Below are 23,361 nucleotides of genomic sequence, written 5' to 3' on the forward strand. Positions count from 1 at the left end.
GGGTCGAGTGGTCGACGCCGTTTCGAGGCGGTCGACGAACGTATGGAGGTGGCGGCCGGATGACGGCTGAACCCGCGTGGGGGGCGGCGGAGCCGTACCGGATCAGGCCGTTCCGCGCCGGACGCGGCGGACTTCGGCCGGGCACGCTGCTGCGGGCGGCGTCGGACTCGATCCCGCCGTCGGGGCTGGTGCTGCTCGCCGTCCTCTCGGTGCAGGTGGGCGCAGGGCTGGCCAAGAACCTCTTCGCCGAGCTGCCGCCGAGCGCCGTGGTGTTCCTGCGGATCGCGATCGGCGCGGCCATCCTCGTCCCGGTCGCCCGGCCCCGCCTGAAGGGGTTCGGCCGGAAGGACCTCGCCGTCGGGGCGGCCTTCGGGCTCAGTCTCGGCCTGATGAACCTGTCGTTCTATGAGGCGCTGGCCCGGCTGCCCATGGGCATCGCGGTCGCGATCGAGTTCATCGGGCCGCTCACCGTGGCGGTCGTCGCCTCCCGGCGGCGGCTCGACCTGTTCTGGGTCGCGCTGGCCGGCGCCGGCGTGATCCTGCTCGCTCCTTGGGGGCAGGCGGACGGCGCGAACTGGGCCGGCATCGGGTTCGCCGCCCTCGCGGGCACCATGTGGGCCGCCTACATCGTGCTGTCGGCGGCCACCGGCGCCCGGTTCCCCGGCTCCAGCGGCCTCGCGCTCGCCATGGTCGTCGCCACGATCGCCGTCGCCCCCGTCGGGGTGGTCTCCGGCGGCGCCGACCTGCTGCGCCCCGAGATCCTGCTCCTGGGCGCCGGGGTCGGGCTGCTCTCCTCGGTCATCCCGTACACGATCGAACTGGAGGCCCTGCGGAGGATGCCGAAGCGGGTCTTCGGCATCCTCATGAGCCTCGAACCCGCCGTCGCCGCGCTGGTGGGCCTCGTCGTGCTCGGGGAGTTCCTCCAGGCCCGTGAGTGGGCGGCGATCGGCTGCGTCGTCATCGCCTCGATCGGCGCGACCAGATCCGGCTGAGCCGTTCACCTCTCCGGCCGGTCGCGCTTCTCGGGCTTGTCCGCCCAGATGCCGCGTACGTGCTGGATGTGGTGGCTCATGATGCGCTCGGCCTCCCCGGCGTCGCCGCGGACGAGGGCGTCCACGATGCCGACGTGCTCGCGGGCCGAGTCGATCAGGGCGCCGCGCTCGGCCAGGCCGCGCAGGCCGTACAGGCGGGCCCGGCCGCGCAGGTCGCGGATCACCTCGACGAGGTGCGCGTTTCCGGACAGGCTCAGCAGCCCCAGGTGGAACCGCAGGTCGGCGTTGACGTAGGCGAGCAGGTCGCCGCGCCGCGCCGCCGCGACGATCTCCTCGGCGACCGGCCGCAGCTCCTCGAAGTCGGCGGCCTCGCGGCTGCCCGCCAGCCGGGCCACCGTCGGGACCTCGATGAGCTGGCGGATCTCGGTGATCTCGTCGAGGTCGCGGTCGGTCATCTCGGTCACCCGGAATCCCTTGTTGCGCACGGCCTCGACCAGGCCCTCCTTGGCCAGGTCGAGCATCGCCTCGCGCACCGGGGTCGCAGAGACGCCGAACTGCGCGGCGAGCACCGGCGCGGAGTAGACCACGCCCGGCCGCATCTCGCCCGCGACGAGGGCGTCCCGCAGCGCCTGCGCCACCTGCTCGCGCAGGCTCTGCCGCTCGCCCACCAACGGCAGGCCGAGCCCGTCCGCGGCCGATGGCGCCATGTCCCTACCCTCTTTCGTGCTCACCGGAGATCCCCCGCCGGGTGGTCCACGCCTCATACGCGGCCGCGGCGACCACCAGGTCCTGCCAGGCCATGCCCACGCTCTTGAAGACGCGGGGGCCCGGGCCGGGAGCCACCCGGCCGGCGATGAGATCGGCGAGGTTCCCGGCGAGGTGGTCAGCCGTGATCCTACCGTCCCGCAATGGGACGACCAGGTCGCCGGCCTCCGCCAGTGCCGCCGTACGGGCCTCGACGACGACGGCGGACCGGGCGACGAGGTCGCCGTCCAGCTCGCGCGCGTCGGGTTCGTGGGACCCGACGGCGACGACCACGGCGCCGTCGCGGACCAGGCCGCCGGGGAACAGCGGGGTCCGCGCCGTCGTGCAGCAGGCGATCAGGTCGGCCTCCTCGACCGCCCGCCGCCAGGCCGGGTCGGATGCGGGATGGGAGCGGGCGGTCAGGCCCGCGGCGGCGCAGCGCTCCGCCAGGCGGGCCGCGCCGCCCGGGTCACGGGCCACCACGGTGACCCGTTCCACCGGACACACCTCGCGCAGCGCGGTCACGTGCCCCCACGCCTGCGGGCCGCTGCCGAACACCACCAGCGACCGGGCGTCCGGCGACGCCAGGTGCCGTACGGCGAGGGCCGACACGGCGGGGGTGCGCAGCGAGGTCAGCGCCGTGCCGTCCATGGTGGCGATCGGGCTCAGCGTGGCGGCGTCGAGCAGCAGATAGAGCGCCTGGATCCGCGGTAGCCCGCGCGCGGGGTTGTCCGGCGCCACCGTCGCCACCTTGACGCCCGCGTACGGCCCCCAGGACGCGGGCATGAGAAGGAGCTGCCCCGCCGGGACGTCGACGACCGGGCGCGGCGGGGCCGTCTCGGGGTCGAGCCCGCCGCGCAGCGCGTCCTCCAGCGCCTGTACGGCCAGGCCCGGCGGCACGAGCCCGTACACCGTGTCTCCGTCCAGGTGGGGCAGTCCGTTCATCCGCCCGTCCCCCTCATCTCGTCGGTGTCCTGTTGTCCCACTGGTCTCATTGGCCTCACTGGCCCCGCCGGTCTCACCGGAGGGTGAATCCGGTGCCGAGCGGATCCCTGGGGTCGAGGGTGAACCGGTGCTCCCCGGTGCGGAACGCCGTGCCCTCGATCTCCGGGACGATCGCCCGCCGTCCCGCCTCCTCGGTCACGTCGGCCACGCCCGCAAGGAAAACGCCGCCCGCGACGCCCTCGTGCCGCAGGGTGACCGCGCGCGGGTCGGGGTGGTCCTCGGCGAGCAGCGCCAGCCGGGCGGCGGTGCCGGAACCGCAGGGAGAGCGGTCCACCTCGCCGTCCGCGAACACGGTCACGTTGCGCTGGTGGTACCGGTCGCCGTCCGACCCGAGATCCTCGTGGAAGATCACGCCGTAGATCCCGGAGAGCCGGTCGTCCGACGGGTGCCGCGCCGACGGGTGCCCGGCCAGCGCGGCCTTGATCGACCGGCCGAGGGCGATCAGCTCGGTGAGGTCTCCCGGGGTCACCGAGAGGCCGAACGCGGCAGCCGGGACGGAGGCGTAGATCGCTCCGCCGTAGGCCACGTCCACGACCGTGCCGCAGGCGGGCACGTCCCTGGCGACGGTGTAGGACGGAACGTTCCGGAACGTCACCGCCTCGACCCGGCCGCCCGCGCTGCGCACCCGCGCCAGCACCCGCCCCGACGGGACGTCGATCGCGATGGAAGTCTCGCCGTCGGGGTCCGCGGCCACCAGGCCCTGCTCCACGGCGTAGACGCCGAGCGCGATGGTGCCGTGCCCGCACGCCGTGGAGTAGCCGTCCTTGTGCCAGAACAGCACACCCAGGTGCGCCCCGGGGTCGTCGGGCGGGACGAGGAAGCACCCGTACATGTCGGCGTGGCCGCGGGGCTCGTGGCAGAGCAGCCGGCGTACGGCGTCCACCTCGGGCGCGGTGGCGGCCGTCCTGCGGTCCAACACCGTCGCGCCGGGGATGTCCGGCACCCCGGAGACCACGATCCGGAACGGCTCGCCGGCGGTGTGGTAGTCGACCGTACGGACGTCGTGACTCGTCAGGAATGTCACTTCGGTCACTTCTGCCCCTTCGCTTGCGAGCCGCCCAGGTATGCCTCGGCGACCCGTGTGTCATCGCGCAGTTCGGCCGCCGTCCCCGAGAGGACGCACGTCCCGTTCTCGATGACGTATCCCCGGTGCGCGATCTTCAGTGCGGCCCGCGCGTTCTGCTCGACCAGCAGCACGGCCGTCCCCTCGGCGTTGATCTCCCTGATCACGTCCATCACGGCGGCGACCACCAGCGGGGCCAGGCCCATGGACGGCTCGTCGAGCAGCAGCAGGCGGGGCCCGGTGACCAGCGCCCGGCCGATGGCGAGCATCTGCTGCTCGCCGCCGGACAGCGTGCCGCCCTGCTGGCCGCTGCGCTCGGCCAGGCGGGGCAGCAGCGTGTACACCCGGTCGATCCGCCGCCTGACCTCCACCTGGTCGCCCACGGCGTACCCGCCGAGCAGGAGGTTGTCGTGGACGCTGAGCGTACTGAACACCCGCCGTCCCTCGGGGACGTGGACCAGTCCGAGCCGGACGATCGCGCTCGGCTTGGCGCCGGTGATGTCGCGCCCCTCGTAGACCACCCGTCCCGCGCTGGGCCGGACCAGTCCCGACACGGCCGACAGGGTCGTCGTCTTGCCCGCGCCGTTGTTGCCGAGCAGGGCGACGACCTCACCCTCCCCGACGGTCAGGGACAGCCCGCGCAGCGCGTGGACGCCGCCGTAGTGGACGTCCAGCCCGTCGATCTCAAGCGCCGCCATCGCGTCCTCCCGCAACGCTCGCCCTGGCCTGCTCGATCTCGGCCTCGTCGGCGTCCCTGCCGAGGTAGGCCTCGACGACCTCGGGGTTGCGCCGCACCTCGTCCGGGGGCCCGTCGGCGATCTCCCGCCCGAAGTTGAGCACGACCACCCGCTGCGAGACGTCCATGACCAGCCCCATGTCGTGCTCGATCAGGACGATCGCGATGCCGAGCTCGCGGATGCGGCGGATGAGGTCGAGCATCTCGGCCTTCTCACCGTGGTTGAGCCCGGCGGCGGGCTCGTCGAGCAGCAGCAGGTCGGGCCGCCGGGCGAGCGCCCTGGCGATCTCCACCCGCCGCTGCTCACCGTACGGCAGGGCCCGGGCGGGGCCGTACCTGTCGCCGCGCAGCCCGGCGAAGTCGAGCCAGTGGTGGGCCTGCTCGGTGCTCTCCCGCTCGCCCCTGCGGTAGCGCGGGGTGTGCAGCAGCGCGTCGAGGACGTTCTGCCTGATCCGCAGGTGGGTGCCCGCGCGGACGTTGTCGAGGACGGACATCTCACCGAACAGGCGCAGGTTCTGGAAGGTGCGCGCGACACCGAGCGCGGCCACCGCCGAGGGCCGCAGCCCGGTGATGTCGCGCCCGCGCAGCCGTACGGCTCCCGCGGTGGGCCGGTAGAAGCCGGTCACGCAGTTGAACGCGGAGGTCTTCCCCGCGCCGTTGGGGCCGATCACCGAGACGATCTCGGCTTCACCGACGCCGAAGGTCAGCCCGTCGATGGCGAGCACGCCGCCGAAGGAGAGCCGCAGGCCCTCGACGGAGAGCAGCGGGGCGTTCCCCGTGCCGTTCACTGGGCCACCTCCCGGGACCTAGCCGGCCACAGGCCCTGCGGCCGGACCAGCATCACGGTGATCAGCAGTACGCCGAAGGCGAGGAACCGGTAGTCGGCCAGGTCGCGCAGCAGCTCCGGCAGCACGCTGATGATCACGGCCCCGACGACGACGCCCCTGATCGACCCCATGCCGCCGAGTACCACGGCCATGAGCACAAGCGCCGACTGCAGGAAGGTGAAGCTGCCCGGGGAGATCGCCGACAGGTGCGCGGCGAACAGCACTCCGGCCAGCCCGCCCCAGATCGCCCCGGCGACGTAGGCCGCCATCTTGATCTTGTAGGTGTGCACGCCCATGGCCTCGGCGGCGTCCTCGTCCTCGCGGACGAACCGCCACGCCCGGCCGAGCCGGGACCGGCCCAGCCGGGCGGCGCCGACCACGGCGACCGCGACGACCAGCACGGTCACGTAGTACATGGAGACCGGGCCGCCGGTCAGGCCGGGGATGCCGTAGATCCCCGACGGACCGCCGGTGACGTCGAGGTTGTTGGCGGTGACCCGGATGATCTCCCCGAAGCCGAGCGTCACGATGGCCAGATAGTCGCTGCGCAGCCGCAGCGTCGGGGCGCCGATGATCAGCCCGGCGAGCACGGTGACCACCAGGACGGCGGGCAGCGTGGCGACGAGCGGCAGGTCGAACCGGGTGGAGAGCACCCCGCTCGTGTAGGCGCCGACGGCGAAGAACGCCGCGTAGCCGAGGTCGAGCAGGCCGCAGTAGCCGACGACGATGTTGAGCCCGGCCGCCAGCATCACGAAGATCGCGGCGCTGGTCATCACCGACAGCGCGTACGGCGTGGCGTTGACGAAGGGCGCGAGCAGCGCGACGGCCAGCCCGACAAGCCCGGCCCACCGGTTGTCCATCAGCCGCGACGCGATCGAGCGCGGCCCGGCGCCCCGGGGACGGGCGCTTGAGGGCGCGCCGGGGGGCGTGCCCTGTGGCACGGTGGCGGTCATACTCGCTCCGTCACGCGTTCGCCGAGCAGGCCCGTCGGCCGCACGGTCAGGAACAGGATGAGCACACCGAAGGCGAAGACGTCGCGCCACTCGCCGCCGAGCCAGAAGGTGCCGAACGACTCGAGCAGGCCGAGGAGCAGCCCGCCCAGCATGGTGCCCGGGATGTTGCCGATGCCGCCGATGACGGCCGCCGTGAACGCCTTCAGGCCGATCAGGAAGCCCATCATGAAGTCGATCTTTCCGTAGTGGGCCCCGGCCATGACCCCGGCGGCCCCGGCGAGGGCGGAGCCGAGGAAGAACGTCCGGGAGATGACCGCGTCCACGTCGATCCCCATGAGCGCGGCGGCCTTGGGGTCGAGCGCGACCGCCCGCATGGCCCGGCCCTCGCGGGAGCGGGTGACGAGCAGGTTGAGGCCGAGCATGAGGACGACGGCCACGGCGACCAGGGCGAGCTGCTGGAGGGTGATGCGGGCGCCGAGCACCTCCACCGAGGTGCCGCCCAGCCGCACCGGGTACACCCGCGGGTCCGCTCCCGCGGCGGCGCGCATGCCGTACTCCAGGGCGAAGGACGCACCGACGGCGGTGATCAGCAGCGAGAGCCGCGGGGCGCCGCGGAGCCGCCGGTAGGCCACCCGTTCGAGCAGCACCCCGGCGAGGCCGGTGACGCCCATGGTGAGCACGAGGACGGCGAGCAGCAGGGGCAGGGCCATGGCCGCGGACACGCCACCGGCCGCGCCGAGGACGGCGAAGCCGATGAACGCGCCGAGCATGTACAGGTCGCCGTGGGCGAAGTTGAGCAGCTTGATGATCCCGTAGACCATGCTGTAGCCCAGCGCCACCAGCGCGTAGAACGACCCGACGAAGAGTCCGTTCCAGACCAGTTGGGACATGTCACGATTCCCTGGAGGTCACTGGAGTGCGTCCTGGAGGACGAACTTGCCGTCCTTGACGACCAGGATCTGGAACCCGCCGGTGCTCAGGGTGTGCTCGGGGGTGAACTTCAGCGGCCCGGAGAACATCGAGAACCCGTCGATCCCCTCCAGGGCGGAGATGACCTTCTGCCCGTCGGTGCCGCCGGCCTTGGTGACCGCTTCGGCGGCCAGCCGTACGGCGTCGTAGGCCTGGTTGGAGTACGGCCCGGGGTCGGCGCCGAACTTCTGCTTGTAGTTCGCGATCCAGCTCTCCGCGCCCTGGAGGGTGTCCGGGGTCTGGGTCATGGTGGCGTAGACACCGGTGGCCGCCTCGGCCCCGGCGATCTCGATCAGCTTGGGCGAGACCGAGCCGTCACCGACCATGATCTTGCCCTTGTAGCCCGCCTGGCGGAGCTGGCGGGCGATCAGGCCGCCCTCCTGGAAGTAGCCCGTCCAGTAGACGTAGTCGGGCTTCTTGGCCAGCACCTTGGTGATGTTGGCGCTGTAGTCGCTCTCCTTGGGGGTGACCGCCTCCAGGATCGCGGTCTCCGGGCCGCCCGGCTCGTCGAGCAGGGTCTGGGTGCGCAGCGCGATGTCCTTGGAGTAGCTCGTGTTGTCGTGCATGAGGGCGACCTTGGTGGCCCCCTCCTTGGTCATCCAGGCCGCCGCGGCCCCGGCCTGCTGCGAGCCGGTGCCGTTGATGAGGAAGACGTTCTTGAGCTTCTGGTCGACGAGCTCCTGGGAGTTCGCCGCCGGAATGATCATCGGGATGTCGGTCTTGGCGAAGATCGGCAGGGTGGGGAGGGTGGCGCCGGAGCAGTATCCGCCGATCGAGACGTGGATGCCCGCGGTGACCAGCTTGTTCGCGCCCGCCGCCGCCGTCTGCGGGTCGCAGGCGTCGTCGGCGGTCTTCAGCTCCAGCTTGCGGCCGAGAACGCCGCCCTTGGCGTTGATCTCGTCCACCGCGAGCTGGGCGGCGTTGCTCATGTAGGGACCGATCGCCGCCTCGCTGCCCGACTGCGGGATCAGCATGCCGAGCACGATCGGCTCGTCCTTCTTGTCGCCGGAACCGGCGTCGTCACCGCCGAGCAACCCCTGCCCGCACCCCGCGGTCAGCAGGACCGCCGACGCCATGACGGCCGCGAGGGCCGTCCCATAGAGCTTGCGCATCCGCGCCTCCTCTTCCGAATGTGGAATGTGACATTGCACCTCCCGGAAGATCGGGTCAAGGTCTGAGATCAGACCGTTAGTTCCCTGTGAGGACGACGGCGCGAAGACCACATTGCAAAGACCACATTGCGAAGACCAGATTGTGAAGACCGCATCCGCCCGCCGGAGGCGCTCCGGCGGGCCCCGTCACTCTTAGAGCAGGAACCCCGCCGGGAAGGGGTCGCGCGGGTCGAGGAAGTACTGCGCGGTCCCGGTCACCCAGGCCCGCCCGGTGATCGTGGGGACCACCGCGCCGAGGGATCCGACGGCGGTCTCCTCGACCAGGCGTCCCACGAACCGGGTGCCGATGAACGACTCGTTGACGAAGTCGGTGTCCAGCGGCAGCTCACCGCGGGCGTGCAGCTGCGCCATCCGCGCGCTCGTACCGGTGCCGCACGGCGAGCGGTCGAACCAGCCCGGATGGATCGCCATGGCGTGCCGCGAGTGGCGCGCGTCCGAGCCCGGCGCGACGAACTGCACGTGGTGGCAGCCGCGGATGCCGGGGTTCTCGGGGTGCACCGGCTCCGCCTGCTCGTTGATCGCCGCCATCACGGCGAGTCCCGCGTCGAGGATCTCCTGCTTCCGGGACCGCTCGAACGGCAGGCCGACGGACTCGATGGGCAGGATCGCGTAGAAGTTGCCTCCGTACGCGAGGTCGTAGCCGACCTCCCCGAGGCCGGGCACCTTCACCGTGCGGTCCAGCCCGACGCTGAACGACGGCACGTTGGTGATGGTCACCGCCACGGCCGCGCCGTCCTCGACCCGTACCTCGGCGGTCACCAGCCCGGCCGGGGTGTCCAGCCGGATCACGGTCACCGGCTCGGTCACCTCGACCATCCCCGTCTCCACGAGGACCGTGGCGACGCCGATGGTGCCGTGACCGCACATCGGCAGACAGCCCGACACCTCGATGTAGAGCACGCCGAAGTCGGCGTCGGCCCGGGTGGGCGGCTGCAGGATCGCCCCGCTCATCGCCGAGTGGCCGCGCGGCTCGTACATCAGGAGCGTGCGCACGTGGTCGAGGTTCGCCAGGAAGTACTCCCGGCGCTCGGCCATGGTCGCGCCCGGGATCACGCCCACGCCGCCGGTGATCACTCGGGTGGGCATGCCCTCGGTGTGGGAGTCGACCGCGTGGAAGACCCGCTTCGTCCTCATCGCGCCCCTCTCCACTCGCACGCCGTCCCGGAAACACCGGACCCGGCGATGCTACGGCCGGCGACGGTACGGCCGCGCACCATCAGCGCAGCCCTTCGGCGAGCGCCTTCTCGGTGGTGGCGCGCACGGCGGCCTCCTGCTCGGCGGTCAACGGCTGCCTGGGCGGGCGGCACGGGCCGCCCCGGCGCCCGGCGATGTCCATGGACAGCTTGATCGCCTGGACGAACTCGATCTTGGAGTCCCAGCGCAGCAGCGCGTGCAGGGACCGGTACAGCGGGAGCGCCTTCTCCAGGTCACCGGCGACCGCCGCGCGGTAGAGCTCGACGGTCGAGGCGGGCAGCGCGTTGGGGTAGCCCGCGACCCAGCCGACCGCCCCGGCGAGCGCCACCTCGAGCAGCACGTCGTCGGAGCCGATGAGCACGTCCAGCCCGGGGGCCAGCTCGGCGATCTCGTAGGCCCGCCGCACGTCCCCGGTGAACTCCTTCACGCCCACGATGAGGCCCTCGGCGTGCAGCTGCGCGAGCAGCCGGGGCGTCAGGTCCACCTTGGTGTCGATCGGGTTGTTGTAGGCCACGACCGGCACCCCGGCCGCCGCCACCTCGCGGTAGTGCGCCACGACCGCCCGCTCGTCCGCCCGGAAGGCGTTCGGCGGCAGGAGCATGACCGCCCCGCAGCCGGCGTCGCGGGCCTGCTCGGCCCAGCGGCGCGCCTCCAGCGCCCCGTAGGCGGCGATGCCCGGCATGACCCGGTCGCCGCCGACGGCCGCGACCGCGGTCTCCACGACCGCGGCCCGCTCCTCGGGGGTCAGCGTCTGGTACTCCCCCAGGGAGCCGTTGGGCACCACGCCGTCGCATCCGTTCGCGACCAGCCACCGGCAGTGCTCGCCGTACGCGTCGTGATCGACGGTCAGGTCGTCGTGCAGCGGCAGCGCGGTGGCCACCATCACTCCGCGCCAGGGCTTCTCACGTGTCGTCATCAGGTTTCCTTCCATTCATCGCGGCCATCCATGGCGGCGAGGTCACCGAGGCTTACGGGCTGGGCGATCGGCCGCCGGGGCGGCGCCGGGTCCTCCCCGGCGAGACGCGCCACGGCCTCGCCGCAGATCCGTCCCTGGCACCAGCCCATGCCGGGCCGGGCCAGCAGCTTGATGGAGCGCGCGTCGGCGGCGCCCAGGTCGCGGGCCTCCTTGACCCGGCCGTAGGGCACCTCCTCGCAGCGGCAGATCAACGTGTCGTCGTGCAGCCAGGACGTCCAGCCGTCCCCGACCGGGTAGGCGCGCAGCAGCGCACGCGCGAACCCGGCCAGCCGCCGCCTCCTGGCCTCCGTGCGGGGGTCGGCGGGGTCTCCGGCCACAGGGGTGCCCAGGGCGTCGGCCACGACGGCGCGCCCCGCGATCACTCCTTCGAGCTCGGCCAGATCGGCCCCGCCCACTCCGGTGGTCTCCCCCGCCGCGTACACGCCCGCGACGCTGGTCCGCATGTGCCGGTCCACCCGCGCCACGGGGCCGCCCGCGGCGTCCCTGGACGTCTCGCAGCCGAGCTGCGCCGGGAGGTCGAGCTGGGGCACGAAGCCGTAGCCCACGGCGAGGGTGTCGCACTCGATCGTCTCCTGGCCGCCCCGGTAGGGCCGCCAGTCCGCGTCCACCTTCGCGACCGTCACGTGGGTCAGCTCGCCGTCGCCGTGCGCCGCGACCACCGCGCGTCCCCCCTTGTACGGCACGCGGTGCCTGGCCAGGCGGTAGCCGTACGCGAGGGCCTCGGCGGCCTTGCCCGGCCGGGCGAGGGCCTGGGGGGCCAGCGCGAACCGGCCGCCCGCCTCGAATACCCCGGCGACCGTCGCTCCCGCCGCCGCCAGCGAGGTCGCGACGGGCAGCAGGAAGGGCCCGGTCCCGGCGACCACGACGCGGCGTCCGGCCATGACGAGGTTGCCCTTGAGCAGCGCCTGGGCGGCCCCCGCCGTCATCACGCCGGGCAGATCCCAGCCGGGGAACGGCAGGACGCGGTCGTGCGCGCCGGTCGCGATGAGCAACCGGGCCGCGGCGACGGTGCGCGCCCGCTCCTCCCGGCCTTCCAGGCAGTGCACGGCGAAGCCGCCGCCCGGCCCGCGCTCGACGGCCCAGACCCGGTGCCCGAGCAGGATGTCGGCGTCGCCGAGCGCGTCACGGAGCCGTACAAACCGGGAGAACCCGTGATGGAGCGCCCCCGGCCGCGCGGCGCGGAACCCCTCGGGAAGCTGGCGGAAGTACTGGCCGCCGATCCGCGCTCCGGCGTCCAGGACCGCGACGCGCAGGCCCGCCCGCGCCGCGACGCCCGCCGCCGCCAGGCCCGCGGGTCCCGCCCCCACGATCACCAGGTCGTAGCGCCCCACAGCGCGCTCGCCCACGCCGTCTCCGCCCGCGTCAGGAGTGGGGGTGTCATGCGCCGTCATGAGGTCGTCACCTCGTCTCCGGGGCGGGCCTCGGTCAGGCAGGCCCGCAGGTTCTCCACGCCGTTGACGGTGACCAGGCAGTCGAAGCAGACGCCGATGCCGCAGAACAGGCCGCGCCGGCGGTCGCCGAACCGGGTCGTGCGCCAGGTGCGGATCCCGGCGGCGTGCAGCGCCGCGCCGACGGTCTGGCCCGGCACCACGGGCACGGGCCGCCCGTCCACGCGCACCTCGAACCCCGGCTCGGGCCGTGCACCCACCAGCCGGTACGGCGAAGCCCCGGACATGCCGCCTCCCTCGTCTCCGTTGCGCACAGTGCTGGCGCCGCTCACACGGCCGTCCGGGCCGCTCCCGCCGACGCCGCTCATGCCGCGGCCTCGGCGAAGCGGTCGGGGCGGAAGGGGGCCGGATCGAGTTCGGGTGCCGCGCCGGTGATGAGCTGCGCGATCAGGAGCCCGGTCACCGGGGCGAGTCCGATGCCCGCTCCCTCGTGGCCGCACGCGTGGTACAGCCCGGGAACCCGCGGGTCGGCCCCGATCACGGGCAGGTGGTCGGGGCAGTAGGGCCGGAACCCGCAGTAGGCGCGGATCGCCCGGACATCGGCGAGCGCCGGGAACAGGCCCACCGCCTGCCGTGCCAGCCGGGCGAGGACGGGCAGCGAGACGGTCCGGTCGAAGCCGACCCGCTCGCGGCTGGCCCCGATGAGGACGGTGCCCGCCTGGGTGGCCTCCACCACGGCCGAGGTCTCCAGGCCCGCGGAGTCGCTGGCCACGTTGGTCACGTAGGCGGCCGTGTAGACCTTGTGCCGGACCAGCGGCCCCGAGCCTACGGACGATCCGGGCGCCCCGGAGGCGTCGTGTGACGGCAGCCCGGTCAGCGGCTCGGTCACCAGGATGAAGCCCCTGCGCGGCATGATCGGCAGATCCACGCCCGCGAGCGCGGCGATCTCGCCGCCCCAGGTGCCGCCCGCGTTGACCACCGCGCCGGCCGGGATGTCCCCCGCGTCGGTGCGCACGCCAGTGACCCGGCCGCGCTCCGTGAGGAGGCCGGTCACCTCGGTCCCGGTGCGGAGGGTGACGCTCGGCCGGCGCCGGGCCAGCCGGGCGGCGGCGAGCATCGGCTGCACCTGGGCGTCCTGGGGGTAGAACACCCCGCCCGCGAACCCGGGTGCGAGATGCGGCTCGTAGTCGGCCAGCTCGTCGGCGGCCACGGCGCGGGTCACGACGCCGCTCTTCTCCTGGTGCCCGGCCAGCTCGGCGAGCGCGCGCAGCACCTCGTCGTTCTCCGCGACCACCAGGCCGCCCTTGGGCTCGTACTCGAAGCCGCCCAGCTCGCGGGCCTCGGAGGCCAGCTCGGTCCAGAGGCGGCAGGACAGCATGGCGAGGTCCAGCTCGGGGCCGGGCTCCTTGTCCGAGACGAGGATGTTGCCCTCACCCGAGCCCGTGGTGCCCGCGGCGACCGCCCCCCGGTCCACCAGGGTGACGCTCAGGCCCTCGCGGGCCGCGTAGTAGGCGCAGGCGGCGCCGATCATTCCGGCACCGATCACCACGACATCCGGCACGCCTGCCCACCTCCCTCTCGGTCAGTAAGGTGTCATATTTCACTGGCCCATGGCAATACCCGGCGATATCCCTCTAAACGGGATCCCTCTCAACGGGCCGGAGGCGGGACCACCCCCACCGCCGCCTACCATTTGAGCGTGACCAGCCTCTCCGCTTTCCACCGGTCGTACTGGCTGCCCAGCACCGTCACAATGCGGCGATGGGCGCTCGCGAGCGTCGTCGTCAACGCGGGCATCACGGTCACAGGCGCGGGCGTGCGCGTGTCCAAATCGGGGCTCGGCTGCCCGACCTGGCCGAAGTGCACGCCCGACAGCTTCGTCCCGGCCCAGCACGACGCGCACTCCGCGTTCAACATGGCGATCGAGTTCGGCAACCGGCTGCTGACTTTCCTGGTCCTCGCCGTCGGGGTCGCCGTCGTCGTCGCCGCCATCCGGCTCGTCCGCGAGGGCGACGGCCAGAGCCAGGGCCGTCGCGACCTGGTACGGCTCGCCTGGCTCCAGCCGATCGGCGTGCTCGCCCAGGCGCTGTGGGGCGGCCTGGTCGTGCGGACCATGCTCAACCCGTTCACGGTGAGCGTTCACTTCCTGCTGTCGATCGCCATGCTCGCCGCGGCGTACGCGCTGTTCGTGCGGGCCGGGGAGGGCGACGAGCCGCCGCGGCGGGTCGTCCACCGGGACATCCGCACGCTCGGCTTCGTCCTGCTGGCCGCGGTCGCCGTGCTGCTCATCGCCGGCGTCGTGGTCACCGGGACCGGACCGCACTCGGGCGACGACGCCGCCTCGCGGTTCGGCTTCGACATCGAGACCGTGGCCCGGCTGCACGCCGACGTCGTCTGGATCGTCGTCGGCCTCACGTTCGCGCTGCTGTTCGCGCTCCACCTGACCGACTCCCCGGCCCGGGTCCGGCGGGCCGCCCTGGCGCTGTTCGCCGTGGAGCTGGCCCAGGGCGTGATCGGCTACGTGCAGTACTTCCTGGCCATCCCGGCCCTGCTCGTCCTGCTGCACGTGCTCGGCGCGAGCCTGGTCTGGATCGGCACGCTGCGCGTCGTCTTCCTCATGCGCACCCGCGACCCGCTCCCCGGCGGCGACGCCACCGACGACGCGACGGGCGAGCGCGACGCGGACGCTCCGCGCGTCCTCGCGCCGTCGACGCCGGGCGACGCCACCGCCTGAGCGGTCAGCCGCTCTCCTCGACGAACGGCTCCAGCAGGCCCGGCACCGCGTGGCGGGCCAGCCGGAGCCCCTCGTCCCGCCCCACGTCGAGTACGTCGTACCGGCCCTCGCCCGCCGCGGTCGTGGCCGACACGGTCACCAGGCCGGCCCGCCGCTGGAACAGCGACTCGCTGATCGTCAGGCCGATGATCCCGGAGCGGTCCAGGGCGACCGTCCTGCGCCTGACCGCGCCCGAGCGGGTGACCAGATACCGCCGGGTCAGGCCGTGTCCCAGCGAGCGGTAGCCCTCGGCCGCGAGCGCCCACCCGGCCGGTACGGCCAGCACCGGCAGCGCCCAGGCCCAGGCGGGCACCCACGCGTCCAGCACGCCCAGCACGCCCAGCGCGGCCGCGAGCGCCGCCGCGGCGACCAGCGCCCGGCGCACCCGCCTGCCGCGGGCCGCGCGCGGATGGCCGCGCAGCCCGGCCGGGTCGAGCTCCTCCCCCAGCACCGCGGAGGCGATCCTGCCCGCCCGCGAGGCCCGCCTCCCCCGTGCCCACCTTCACCACGGCCAGACCGAGCGCCCGCCGTACGGGATCGGCGGTGACGTCCACGCTGCGCACGCGCTCGCGTGGGACGGCGCGGTACTCCTTGGTCCAGATGCCGCTGTGCAGCTCCAGGCGCCGGCCGGTCAGGCGGTACCGGGTGGTGCGCCTGCGGGCGGTCTCGTAGACCGCGGCCGCGCCGACGACGAGGAGAGCCGCGGCCGCCGCGGCGGCGACGGCCCTGTCCAGGGCGACGCCCCTGCCGACCAGGAACCGCGCGAGGGCGATCGCGGCGGGGACCGCGACGGCGAGGGAGACGACGGCGGCGGCGGCCACCACGCGCGGGTGCGGCGACCGCCAGGCGGCGTTCTCCTCCGTGGCGGTCTCCTCGATGTCGGGGGGACCGTCCACCACGCCACCGCGCGCGGATCGGCCCGGTGGCGCGGCGGGCGCAGGCGGAGGGAGCGCGTCACGAGGCCCGGTCCTTCTTGAGGGTGCCGGCCGTCCCGAGCAGGGCGACGCCGAGCACCGCCAGCGCGATCGAGGCGAACACCTCGTACCCCGCCAGCACGTCGAGCCGGTGGACGATCAGCAGGTCGTGCGCCCACCGCCACCAGCCGAACAGGGTGTTGGCGGCGCCGCCCACCCCCTGCACCAGCGCCACCCAGCCCGCGATTTCTAGTGCCGTGACCGGCAAGGTTTGCCCGGAAGGAGCGGTGTCCAGGGTGGTGCATCGCAAGGCGGAGGAGGAGGTCGTAGCGGAGCCTACGGCCGACATTCCCGGGCCCCGCGGAAAGTCCGAGCCTGCGAGGAGTTTTCGTGGGTGGGGCGACAACGCGGCGAGGTGCCGTCCTGGGCGACGCGACGGGGCAAAGATTGACGGGAGGGGCACTAGCAACGTCTTCATGGTGCAAGCCTCGGGGAGCGGGGGCGGCGGCCGCTTCTGCCCGAAGTAGCCGAGACCGGCTACTTTGGTCGCTGTCGCGAACCTGCGATCACGCCGTAACCTCGGTGAACATGAAGTCGAGGACGGAGTACGGGTGGCTGCTGCCCTCGGTCCTCCTCGGCGAGGGCGAGGGTGAGCGGCCCGCGCGGCGCTCCACGCGCGACTGGATCGTGGACACGGCGCTGTTCCTGGCCGCCTGCGGGCTCGCGCTCGCCTCGGCGCCGGACATCGCCGGAAAGCCGCAGGCGTACGTCGTCGCCGAGCAGGTGCTCGGCGCGCTGTCCTGCGCGGCCCTGTGGCTGCGCCGCCGGTGGCCGGTCACCCTGGCCCTGGTGACGTCGCTGCTCGGCTCGGTGTTCACACTGCTCGGCGGCGCCAACGTGGTGGCCCTGTTCACCGTGGCCGTGCACCGCCCCTTCAAGATCGCCGGACCGGTCCTCGCCTCCTGCCTCCTGGCGGCGATCCCCTATGTGCACATCTGGCCGGACCCCGACCTCGGCGTGTGGGGCACGTTCCTGTTGCTGGTGGCGCTCACCATGATGATCTTCGCGTGGGGGATCGTCGTACGGGCCCGGCGGCAGCTGGTCTTCTCCCTGCGGGCCCGGGCGTCCGCCGCCGCCGAGGAGGCCAGACAGCTGGAGCGGGAGCGGATCGCCCGCGAGATGCACGACGTGCTCGCCCACCGCATCTCGATCCTGAGCCTGCACGCCGGGGCCCTGGAATACAGTCCCGGCGCCCCGCCCGAGCAGATCCAGCGGGCGGCGAGCGCCATCAGGACCAGCGCCCATCAGGCGCTGCAGGACCTGCGCGAGGTGATCGGCGTCCTGCGGCAGGCGCCGGAGGACGCGCGGCCGGAGCGCCCGCAGCCGACGCTGGCCGACCTGCCCGCTCTGGTGGAGGAGTCGCGGCAGGCCGGGATGGACGTCGCGCTCGACCTCGTCGAGCCCGCGCCGTCCGCGCCTGAGTTGTCCGTGCCCACGTCGTCCGGGCCCGCGCCGCCCGAGGCGCTGGGCCGCAACGCCTACCGCATCGTCCAGGAGGCGCTGACCAACGCCCGCAAGCACGCCCCCGGTGCCCCGGTGACCGTACGGGTGACGGGCGCGCCCGGCGAGGGGCTGACGGTCGAGGTCGCCAACCCGGTGCCGGCGGCCGCGCACCGGCGGCAGGCCGTCTCCGAGATCCCGGGCGCCGGCACCGGGCTCATCGGCCTGGCCGAACGTGCCAAGCTGGCCGGCGGACGACTGGACCACCACCTGGCGGACGAGGGCGCGTTCGTGCTCCGCGCCTGGCTGCCGTGGTCGTGACTCGAGAAAGGGAGGGCATGGACCGTCGTATCAAGGTGCTCATCGTGGACGACGACGCGCTCGTACGCGCCGGGCTGTCGATGATCCTGGCGGGCGCGGGCGACATCGAGATCGCCGGCGAGGCGGCCGACGGCGACCAGGTGCCGCTCATGGTCGCCGAGCACCGGCCGGACGTGGTGCTCATGGACATCCGGATGTCCCGGGTGGACGGGCTGACCGCCACCGAGGCGCTGCGCGCCACGGCCGACCCGCCCGAGGTGGTGGTGCTGACCACCTTCCACGCCGACGCGCAGGTGCTGCGGGCGCTGCGGGCGGGCGCGGCCGGGTTCCTGCTCAAGGACATCCACCCGGCCGACCTGGTGTCCGCCGTACGCAAGGTCGCCGCGGGCGAGCCCATCCTGTCGCCCGCGGTCACCCGCCAGCTCATCTCGCACGTCTCCGACGGTGGCGCGGGAGGCCGCCGGGAGCGGGCCCGCGTCCAGTTGGACAAGATCAGCCCGCGCGAGCGGGAGGTCGCCGTCGCGCTCGGCGAGGGCAAGTCCAACGCGGAGATCGGGGCCGAGCTCTACATGAGCGTGCCGACGGTCAAGGCCCACGTGTCGCGGATCCTCACGAAGCTGAGGCTGAACAACCGGGTCCAGATCGCGCTCATCGTCCATGACGCGGAAGCGGCGAGCCGGACGTCCTGACTTCCGCCGTTCCGACGGAGATCAATGGGGGCTGGACCTACACTTGGTGCTCCATGAGGGCCCTCATGAGACGTCTCCTCCCCTGGACCTGGTCCCGCACCGGTTTGCGGCGCGGCTTCCAGGTCCTGGTCGCGCTGAGCGTCCTGACCCTCACCCCGATGACCTGGGCGTGGCTGGACAGCTCCGGGCATCGCGTCACGGCGGACCGCTCGGACGCCTCGCTCTCCTCGGTGCCCGCGATGCCGGTCGCCCTCGTGCTCGGCGCCGGGCTCACCGCGAACGCCGCCCCCACGGCGATGCTGCGCACCCGGCTCGACATCGGCGCCCGGCTCTACCAGGCGGGCAAGGTCCGCGCGCTGCTGGTGTCGGGCGACAACAGCCGGGTCGGCTACGACGAGCCGACGGCGATGCGCGACTACCTCACCTCCCAAGGGATCCCGCGGGAGAAGGTCGTCCTCGACTACGCCGGATTCGACACGTGGGCCTCGTGCGTCCGCGCCAGGAAGATATTCGGGGCGTCCCGCGCCCTCGTGGTGACGCAGACCTTCCACCTTCCCCGCGCCGTCACGCTGTGCCGTACGGCGGGGCTGGACGCCTTCGGCGTCGGCGACGACTCCTCCACGGACTGGCCGCTGCAGACGTACGTGTACGCCACCCGGGAGTTCTTCGCCTCGGCGAAGGCACTGCTGGAGGCCCGGATCCTCCACTCCGATCCCCGGTTCCTCGGACCGCGCGAGGTCACGCTCGACCGGGCGCTCGCCTCCTGCCCCGAGCCCTGCCGTCGAGCGGCACGCTCACACCACGTCTCGCGCGGGCACGGAGCGACGAGAGACATGGGCGGCCGGGCGTGATCCACGCGGACGCGGAACCTTCATCCCAGCGACCTCGCTGAGCTGCGGCGACCCGGTGGCGCGGACGTTCCGAACTCGGCGCCTTATCGGAAACCGTCGGCTACGCCCTCGGTGGCGGGTTCCAGCGGGGAGGTCCCGGAAACGGCGGAGGCGGATACTCCGGGCGCGGATTCCCCTGCCCCGAGCCGGGCGGAAAGCCGTACGGCGACGGGCCGGAGCCCGGCGGATAACCGCGCGGCGGACCTCCCTGCGGGCCCCCCGGCGGCGGAGCTCCGGGCGCGTACCCGGGCGGCGGCACCCCTCTGGCCGCGGCGGGCAGGTGCCGTGCCGGCAGCGGCAACGACATGCGCGCGTACGCCATGAGCTCGGCGAGCGCCCGCTGCCGCTCGCGGAAGGACTTCTCGTCGACGCCGTCCCGCGACGCCCTCTCGTGGAGCAGCCCCAGCTCGGTGGCGGCGAGCTGGTAGTCGCTCATCGCCCGCGCCCCCGCCTTGCCTCCGTGGGCCTTCGCCCACTGGCGGGCCTGCCGCCTGCCCTTGAGCGACGACAGCATGAAGATGTCCGCCTCGTTGATCAGCCCGTTGCGCACGTACAGCGGCAGGTAGTGGTGGATCAGTCCGACGATGCGCTTGCGGTCCCGGAAGATGACGCCGAGCTCGACGAAGAGCAGGACCATCAGCACCAGGTACGCGACGGCGAGCCCGGGGAAGCCGCCGAACGAGGCGAGGCCGTTCCACAGGCCGTGCAGGACCATGGCGCCGATCCAGCCGGCGCCCACGACCCAGATCCCCGCCTTGCCCCGGCGCTGCTGGGCCGCGTACGCCACGGAGATGCCGATCAGGGACGTGAACAGCGGATGCGCGAACGGCGAGAGCACACCCCTGAGCACGACCGTGGCCGCGAGTCCCTCGGGACCGTGCTCGGACAGCGCCGCCAGGTAGTAGCTGACGTTCTCCGACATGGCGAACCCGAGGCCGACCATGCTGGCGTAGATGATGCCGTCGGTGGGCCCGTCGAGCTCCTGGCGGCGGAACCGGAGCAGACCCAGCAGCACCAGGCCCTTCATGGTCTCCTCGACCAGCGGGGCGCCGAAGGTCGCCACGAGGTTGTGCGCGTTGGTCGCGTTGCCGATCTGGTGCTCGATGTAGATCAGGTTGAGGGAGTTCAGCAGGCCGGCGAAGAGCACGGCGACCCCGGCCCCCCACACGAACGCGAAGGCGAGGTTGGCGCGCGGTTCCGGCTCCATGCGGTCGAGGGCGAGCACTCCGGCCAGCAGCAGCGGGACGGGGGCGACCGCGAGCACGAGCGCGATGAAGAACTGGACGGGGCCGCCGTCGAATATGTCGAACGACAATGTCACGAGAGTGCAGATGCCTGCCAGCACCAGGCCGATGATCAGGCCGACCGACGGGCGTTCCTTCAGCACGGCACGCGGATCCAGGCTCGCCATTCCGCGAATGTAACCGACCGTGGACCCGCTGTCCGCCCCGCCCCCGAAGATCCCCGAGCTGCCGCCCCTCATTCCCCGCCTTTCCCGAATGCGGACCCTCGTCTGACCATACGCTCGGCCCGGCCATTCCCAGGCCGGAGTACGGTTCTGCCGATGTGATCTTCTTTGGGTCGTTCGTCACAGGGAGCGGAGCGGATGGGCGAGACCGACGGCGGCCGGCTGAGCCGCCGGACCTTCCTCGGCGTGGTGGCCGCCGCCACAGCGGGCGCCTCGGCCTGCGGGGCAGGACCGCAGGCGGATCCGGCTGAGGTGAAACCGGCCCCGGTGGGCGGCAGCCCGGCCTCCGGGCCGGACCTGCTCCCGTCTCCGAGCCCGTCGCCCACGGCGGAGGCCGCCCGCTACGAGCGGCTCAGACCGGGCGATCCCGGCTGGCGCGCCCGCTCGTACGGCCCGGCCGAGGCGATCGAGGGATACACCGACCAGGTGAGCGTGCTTCCCGGCCACCCGGTGGAGCTGCGTGTCTCGACTACCGCCGACCGCTTCCGGGTCACCGCGTACCGCATGGGCTGGTACGGCGGGGCCGAGGCGCGCCGGGTGTGGCGGTCGGAGTGGCTGCCGGGCCGCAGGCAGGGCCGCGGCGACCTGGACGGGGCCACCCGTACTGTGCACGCGAACTGGCGGCGCTCCCTCACCGTGCCGACGGCGGGCTGGCCGGAGGGCGCCTACCTGCTGCGGCTCGACTCCGCGAAGGGGCACCAGCGGTACGTGCCGCTGGTCGTGCGGTCCGCGGACGCCACGGGGAAGACGCTGCTGGTGCACGCCGCGGCCACCTGGCAGGCGTACAACCAGTGGGGCGGCTACAGCCTCTACTACGGCCACGGCAGCTACGGCGCCCGCTCGCTGGCGGTCAGCTTCGACCGCCCCTACGACAAGAACGGCGCGGAGAAGTTCCTCGTCCATGAGCGCGCGCTGGTGGTGCTCGCCGAACGCCTCGGCATTCCCCTGGCGTACACGACGGGCATCGACCTGACGCCCGAGGTGATGCGGGGGGCGGCCTCCATCGTCTTTCTGGGCCACGACGAGTACTGGACGCCGCAGACCCGCAGGCAGGTCACCCGGGCCAGGGACGCCGGGTCCAACATCGCCTTCCTCGGGGCCAACACCTGCTACCGGCGGATCCGCATCGCGGATGAGGGCCGCCTGGTCATCTGCTACAAGGACCAGTACGCCAGCGACCCGATGTACGGGCGGCGCCCCGCCGAGGTGACGGCGGACTTCCGGTCGTCGCCGGCGCCGGACCCGGAGTCCTCGCTCACGGGGGTCTACTACGACGGGTTCCCCGCCGACGCCCCGTACGTCGTCACGAATCCGCACCACTGGCTGTTCGAGGGGACCGGGGTGCGGCGGGGCGACGCGTTCCCGCACCTGGTCGGCGTCGAGTACGACCGGGTGACGCCCGGCGTGCCGACGCCCCGGCCGATCGAGATCCTCGCCCACTCCCCCTTGATGTGCGGGAAGCGGCCCAGCTTCGCGGACTCCGCGTACTACACGACGCCGAGCGGCGCGGGGGTCTTCGCGACCGGGACGATGCGCTGGGTGGAGGCGCTCGTGGCGGGCCGCCCCGGAGGCCCGCGGGTGCACGACATGAACGCCAGGACGCGCCGATTCGTGACGAGGACCACGACGAACCTGCTGCGTTCGTTCGCCCGGGGGCCGGCCGGCGAGCACAGGGCGGCCGCGCGCGACAACGTCCACCTGTTCTACACGTGAGCACGGCGCGGGTACGGCACGAGCCCGGGCAGGCCCGCCCCCGCCGGGCCGCTCACAGGGTGCCGGACGCCGGCCCGGGTCGGACCAGGCCCGGATCAGACCAGCAGCGAGTCGACCGCGACGGCGAGGAACAGCAGCGCGAGGTAGATGTTCGACCAGTGGAAGAAGCGCATGGGGCGCAGGTCCACGCCGGTCTTGCCCGCGTTGAGGCGGCCGAGAAGGCGGTAGACCTCCCACAGGCAGGAGGCGCCGAGGACGGCGGCGACGATCGGGTAGAGCAGCGAGGTCTCGGCGACGGGCCACAGCAGCATCGAGCAGATCACGGTGGCCCAGGTGTAGGCGATCGCCTCGCGCACGACACGGCGCTCGCTCGCGACGACCGGCAGCATGGGCACGTCCACCGAGGCGTAGTCCTCGCGGTAGCGCATGGCCAGCGTCCACGTGTGCGGCGGCGTCCAGAAGAACACCACGCCGAACAGCGCGACGGGGGCCCAGGAGAGGCTGCCGGTGATGCCGGCCCAGCCGATCAGCACGGGCATGCAGCCCGCGATGCCGCCCCAGACGATGTTCTGCACGGTGCGCCGCTTGAGCACCATCGAGTAGACGAGGACGTAGAAGAGGATCGCGCCGAGCGAGAGCGCGGCGGCGAGCCAGTTCACCGACAGTCCCAGGCCGAGCGTGGAGACCACGCCGAGGATCACGCCGAAGACCAGCGCGCCCTTCGGGGAGACCTCGGACTTGGCCAGCGGGCGGCGGCGGGTGCGCCGCATGGTCTTGTCGATGTCGCGGTCGATATAGCAGTTCAGCGCGTTGGCGCTGCCCGCCGACAGGGTGCCGAAGACCATCGTGGCCAGAGCAGTCCACAGCGGCGGCAGGCCGCGCGCGGCGAGGAACATGACGGGCAGGGTCGTGATCAGCAGCAGCTCGATGACCCGCGGCTTGGTGAGCGCGACGTACGCCCGGACAAGCGCGCCCAGGGAACGCGGCGCGGTTGCCGCCGCCGTTCCGAGCGGGGGCACCGATTCCATCTTCGTCAGCACCGTCAAGGCGCTTCCAGCGTGTGCGGGGTCAACG

Annotated in this window: 23 protein-coding genes and 1 pseudogene; 6 read left to right on the forward strand and 18 right to left on the reverse strand. The window is 73.0% G+C overall.

Annotated features, from left to right (window positions below):
- Positions 1 to 59 precede the first annotated feature (59 nt).
- Positions 60 to 992 (forward strand): EamA family transporter, encoded by a 933-nt coding sequence (locus tag QSK17_RS19180; protein ID WP_285706249.1) that lies wholly within the window; start codon positions 60 to 62, stop codon positions 990 to 992.
- A gap of 5 nt (positions 993 to 997) precedes the next feature.
- Here the strand turns inward: QSK17_RS19180 and QSK17_RS19185 are convergent, their stop codons facing one another.
- The 13 genes from QSK17_RS19185 to QSK17_RS19245 all read right to left on the reverse strand — a co-directional run bounded on the left by QSK17_RS19185 (position 998) and on the right by QSK17_RS19245 (position 13,580).
- The gene (locus QSK17_RS19185; protein WP_285706250.1) at positions 998 to 1,723 is read right to left on the reverse strand and encodes a GntR family transcriptional regulator; all 726 of its coding nucleotides are present in this window, start codon (positions 1,721 to 1,723) and stop codon (positions 998 to 1,000) included.
- Positions 1,704 to 2,681, reverse strand: coding sequence for an ornithine cyclodeaminase family protein (locus tag QSK17_RS19190; protein ID WP_285706251.1), 978 nt, complete (start codon positions 2,679 to 2,681; stop codon positions 1,704 to 1,706). The genes QSK17_RS19185 and QSK17_RS19190 overlap by 20 nt, the downstream gene beginning before the upstream one ends.
- A 73-nt stretch (positions 2,682 to 2,754) precedes the next feature.
- Entirely contained in the window at positions 2,755 to 3,774 is a 1,020-nt protein-coding gene (locus QSK17_RS19195) for a proline racemase family protein (RefSeq protein ID WP_285706252.1), read from the reverse strand.
- Entirely contained in the window at positions 3,771 to 4,502 is a 732-nt protein-coding gene (locus tag QSK17_RS19200; RefSeq protein ID WP_285706253.1) for an ABC transporter ATP-binding protein, read from the reverse strand. Before QSK17_RS19200 ends, QSK17_RS19195 begins: the two co-directional genes overlap by 4 nt.
- A complete protein-coding gene (locus tag QSK17_RS19205; protein ID WP_285706254.1) occupies positions 4,489 to 5,328 on the reverse strand; it encodes an ABC transporter ATP-binding protein in 840 nt (279 codons plus the stop codon). Before QSK17_RS19205 ends, QSK17_RS19200 begins: the two co-directional genes overlap by 14 nt.
- On the reverse strand, positions 5,325 to 6,320 hold the full coding sequence (locus QSK17_RS19210) for a branched-chain amino acid ABC transporter permease (RefSeq protein WP_285706255.1): 996 nt from the start codon (positions 6,318 to 6,320) through the stop codon (positions 5,325 to 5,327). The genes QSK17_RS19205 and QSK17_RS19210 overlap by 4 nt, the downstream gene beginning before the upstream one ends.
- Complete coding sequence (locus QSK17_RS19215) at positions 6,317 to 7,210, reverse strand: branched-chain amino acid ABC transporter permease (protein WP_285706256.1); 894 nt, start codon at positions 7,208 to 7,210, stop codon at positions 6,317 to 6,319. The genes QSK17_RS19210 and QSK17_RS19215 overlap by 4 nt, the downstream gene beginning before the upstream one ends.
- Positions 7,211 to 7,228: 18 nt before the next feature.
- Entirely contained in the window at positions 7,229 to 8,401 is a 1,173-nt protein-coding gene (locus QSK17_RS19220) for a branched-chain amino acid ABC transporter substrate-binding protein (RefSeq protein WP_285706257.1), read from the reverse strand.
- Positions 8,402 to 8,593: 192 nt separating this feature from the next.
- On the reverse strand, positions 8,594 to 9,595 hold the full coding sequence (locus QSK17_RS19225) for a proline racemase family protein (protein WP_285706258.1): 1,002 nt from the start codon (positions 9,593 to 9,595) through the stop codon (positions 8,594 to 8,596).
- Positions 9,596 to 9,677: 82 nt separating this feature from the next.
- A complete protein-coding gene (locus QSK17_RS19230) occupies positions 9,678 to 10,571 on the reverse strand; it encodes a dihydrodipicolinate synthase family protein (RefSeq protein WP_285706259.1) in 894 nt (297 codons plus the stop codon).
- The gene (locus QSK17_RS19235; RefSeq protein WP_285706260.1) at positions 10,571 to 12,022 is read right to left on the reverse strand and encodes an NAD(P)/FAD-dependent oxidoreductase; all 1,452 of its coding nucleotides are present in this window, start codon (positions 12,020 to 12,022) and stop codon (positions 10,571 to 10,573) included. The genes QSK17_RS19230 and QSK17_RS19235 overlap by 1 nt, the downstream gene beginning before the upstream one ends.
- Complete coding sequence (locus tag QSK17_RS19240; RefSeq protein ID WP_285706261.1) at positions 12,019 to 12,306, reverse strand: (2Fe-2S)-binding protein; 288 nt, start codon at positions 12,304 to 12,306, stop codon at positions 12,019 to 12,021. The genes QSK17_RS19235 and QSK17_RS19240 overlap by 4 nt, the downstream gene beginning before the upstream one ends.
- A gap of 77 nt (positions 12,307 to 12,383) precedes the next feature.
- On the reverse strand, positions 12,384 to 13,580 hold the full coding sequence (locus QSK17_RS19245) for an NAD(P)/FAD-dependent oxidoreductase (protein WP_285706262.1): 1,197 nt from the start codon (positions 13,578 to 13,580) through the stop codon (positions 12,384 to 12,386).
- 138 nt (positions 13,581 to 13,718) lie between these two features.
- Here QSK17_RS19245 and QSK17_RS19250 point away from each other — a divergent pair, with 138 nt between their 5' ends.
- Positions 13,719 to 14,753 carry a COX15/CtaA family protein gene (locus tag QSK17_RS19250; protein WP_285706263.1) on the forward strand — a complete coding sequence of 345 codons (1,035 nt, stop codon included), beginning with the start codon at positions 13,719 to 13,721 and terminating at the stop codon, positions 14,751 to 14,753.
- A gap of 4 nt (positions 14,754 to 14,757) precedes the next feature.
- Here QSK17_RS19250 and QSK17_RS19255 read toward each other — a convergent pair whose 3' ends face one another.
- The 3 genes and pseudogenes from QSK17_RS19255 to QSK17_RS19260 form a co-directional block, all read right to left on the reverse strand.
- Entirely contained in the window at positions 14,758 to 15,243 is a 486-nt protein-coding gene (locus QSK17_RS19255; RefSeq protein ID WP_285706264.1) for a PH domain-containing protein, read from the reverse strand.
- 46 nt (positions 15,244 to 15,289) lie between these two features.
- Positions 15,290 to 15,691 (reverse strand): annotated as a pseudogene (locus QSK17_RS36205) (PH domain-containing protein); the annotation flags it as partial.
- A gap of 55 nt (positions 15,692 to 15,746) precedes the next feature.
- Positions 15,747 to 15,941, reverse strand: coding sequence for a hypothetical protein (locus QSK17_RS19260; RefSeq protein WP_285706265.1), 195 nt, complete (start codon positions 15,939 to 15,941; stop codon positions 15,747 to 15,749).
- A gap of 353 nt (positions 15,942 to 16,294) precedes the next feature.
- On the opposite strand from QSK17_RS19260, the gene QSK17_RS19265 reads away from it, so the two are divergent.
- The 3 genes from QSK17_RS19265 to QSK17_RS19275 all read left to right on the forward strand — a co-directional run bounded on the left by QSK17_RS19265 (position 16,295) and on the right by QSK17_RS19275 (position 19,067).
- On the forward strand, positions 16,295 to 17,527 hold the full coding sequence (locus QSK17_RS19265) for a sensor histidine kinase (RefSeq protein WP_285706266.1): 1,233 nt from the start codon (positions 16,295 to 16,297) through the stop codon (positions 17,525 to 17,527).
- A gap of 17 nt (positions 17,528 to 17,544) precedes the next feature.
- Positions 17,545 to 18,216, forward strand: a complete 672-nt coding sequence (locus tag QSK17_RS19270) for a response regulator (protein ID WP_285706267.1) — start codon at positions 17,545 to 17,547, stop codon at positions 18,214 to 18,216.
- 65 nt (positions 18,217 to 18,281) lie between these two features.
- Positions 18,282 to 19,067, forward strand: coding sequence for a SanA/YdcF family protein (locus QSK17_RS19275; RefSeq protein ID WP_285706268.1), 786 nt, complete (start codon positions 18,282 to 18,284; stop codon positions 19,065 to 19,067).
- Positions 19,068 to 19,167: 100 nt separating this feature from the next.
- Here QSK17_RS19275 and QSK17_RS19280 read toward each other — a convergent pair whose 3' ends face one another.
- Entirely contained in the window at positions 19,168 to 20,517 is a 1,350-nt protein-coding gene (locus QSK17_RS19280; RefSeq protein ID WP_285706269.1) for a PrsW family intramembrane metalloprotease, read from the reverse strand.
- 195 nt (positions 20,518 to 20,712) lie between these two features.
- On the opposite strand from QSK17_RS19280, the gene QSK17_RS19285 reads away from it, so the two are divergent.
- Complete coding sequence (locus QSK17_RS19285; RefSeq protein WP_285706270.1) at positions 20,713 to 22,287, forward strand: N,N-dimethylformamidase beta subunit family domain-containing protein; 1,575 nt, start codon at positions 20,713 to 20,715, stop codon at positions 22,285 to 22,287.
- Positions 22,288 to 22,382: 95 nt separating this feature from the next.
- On the opposite strand, the gene QSK17_RS19290 is transcribed toward QSK17_RS19285, so the two are convergent.
- Entirely contained in the window at positions 22,383 to 23,315 is a 933-nt protein-coding gene (locus tag QSK17_RS19290; protein WP_285706271.1) for a heme o synthase, read from the reverse strand.
- Between the last annotated feature and the right edge of the window lie 46 nt (positions 23,316 to 23,361).

Origin of the sequence: Microtetraspora sp. NBRC 16547 (genome assembly GCF_030268965.1) — a bacterium.
Lineage (GTDB): Bacteria > Actinomycetota > Actinomycetes > Streptosporangiales > Streptosporangiaceae > Microtetraspora.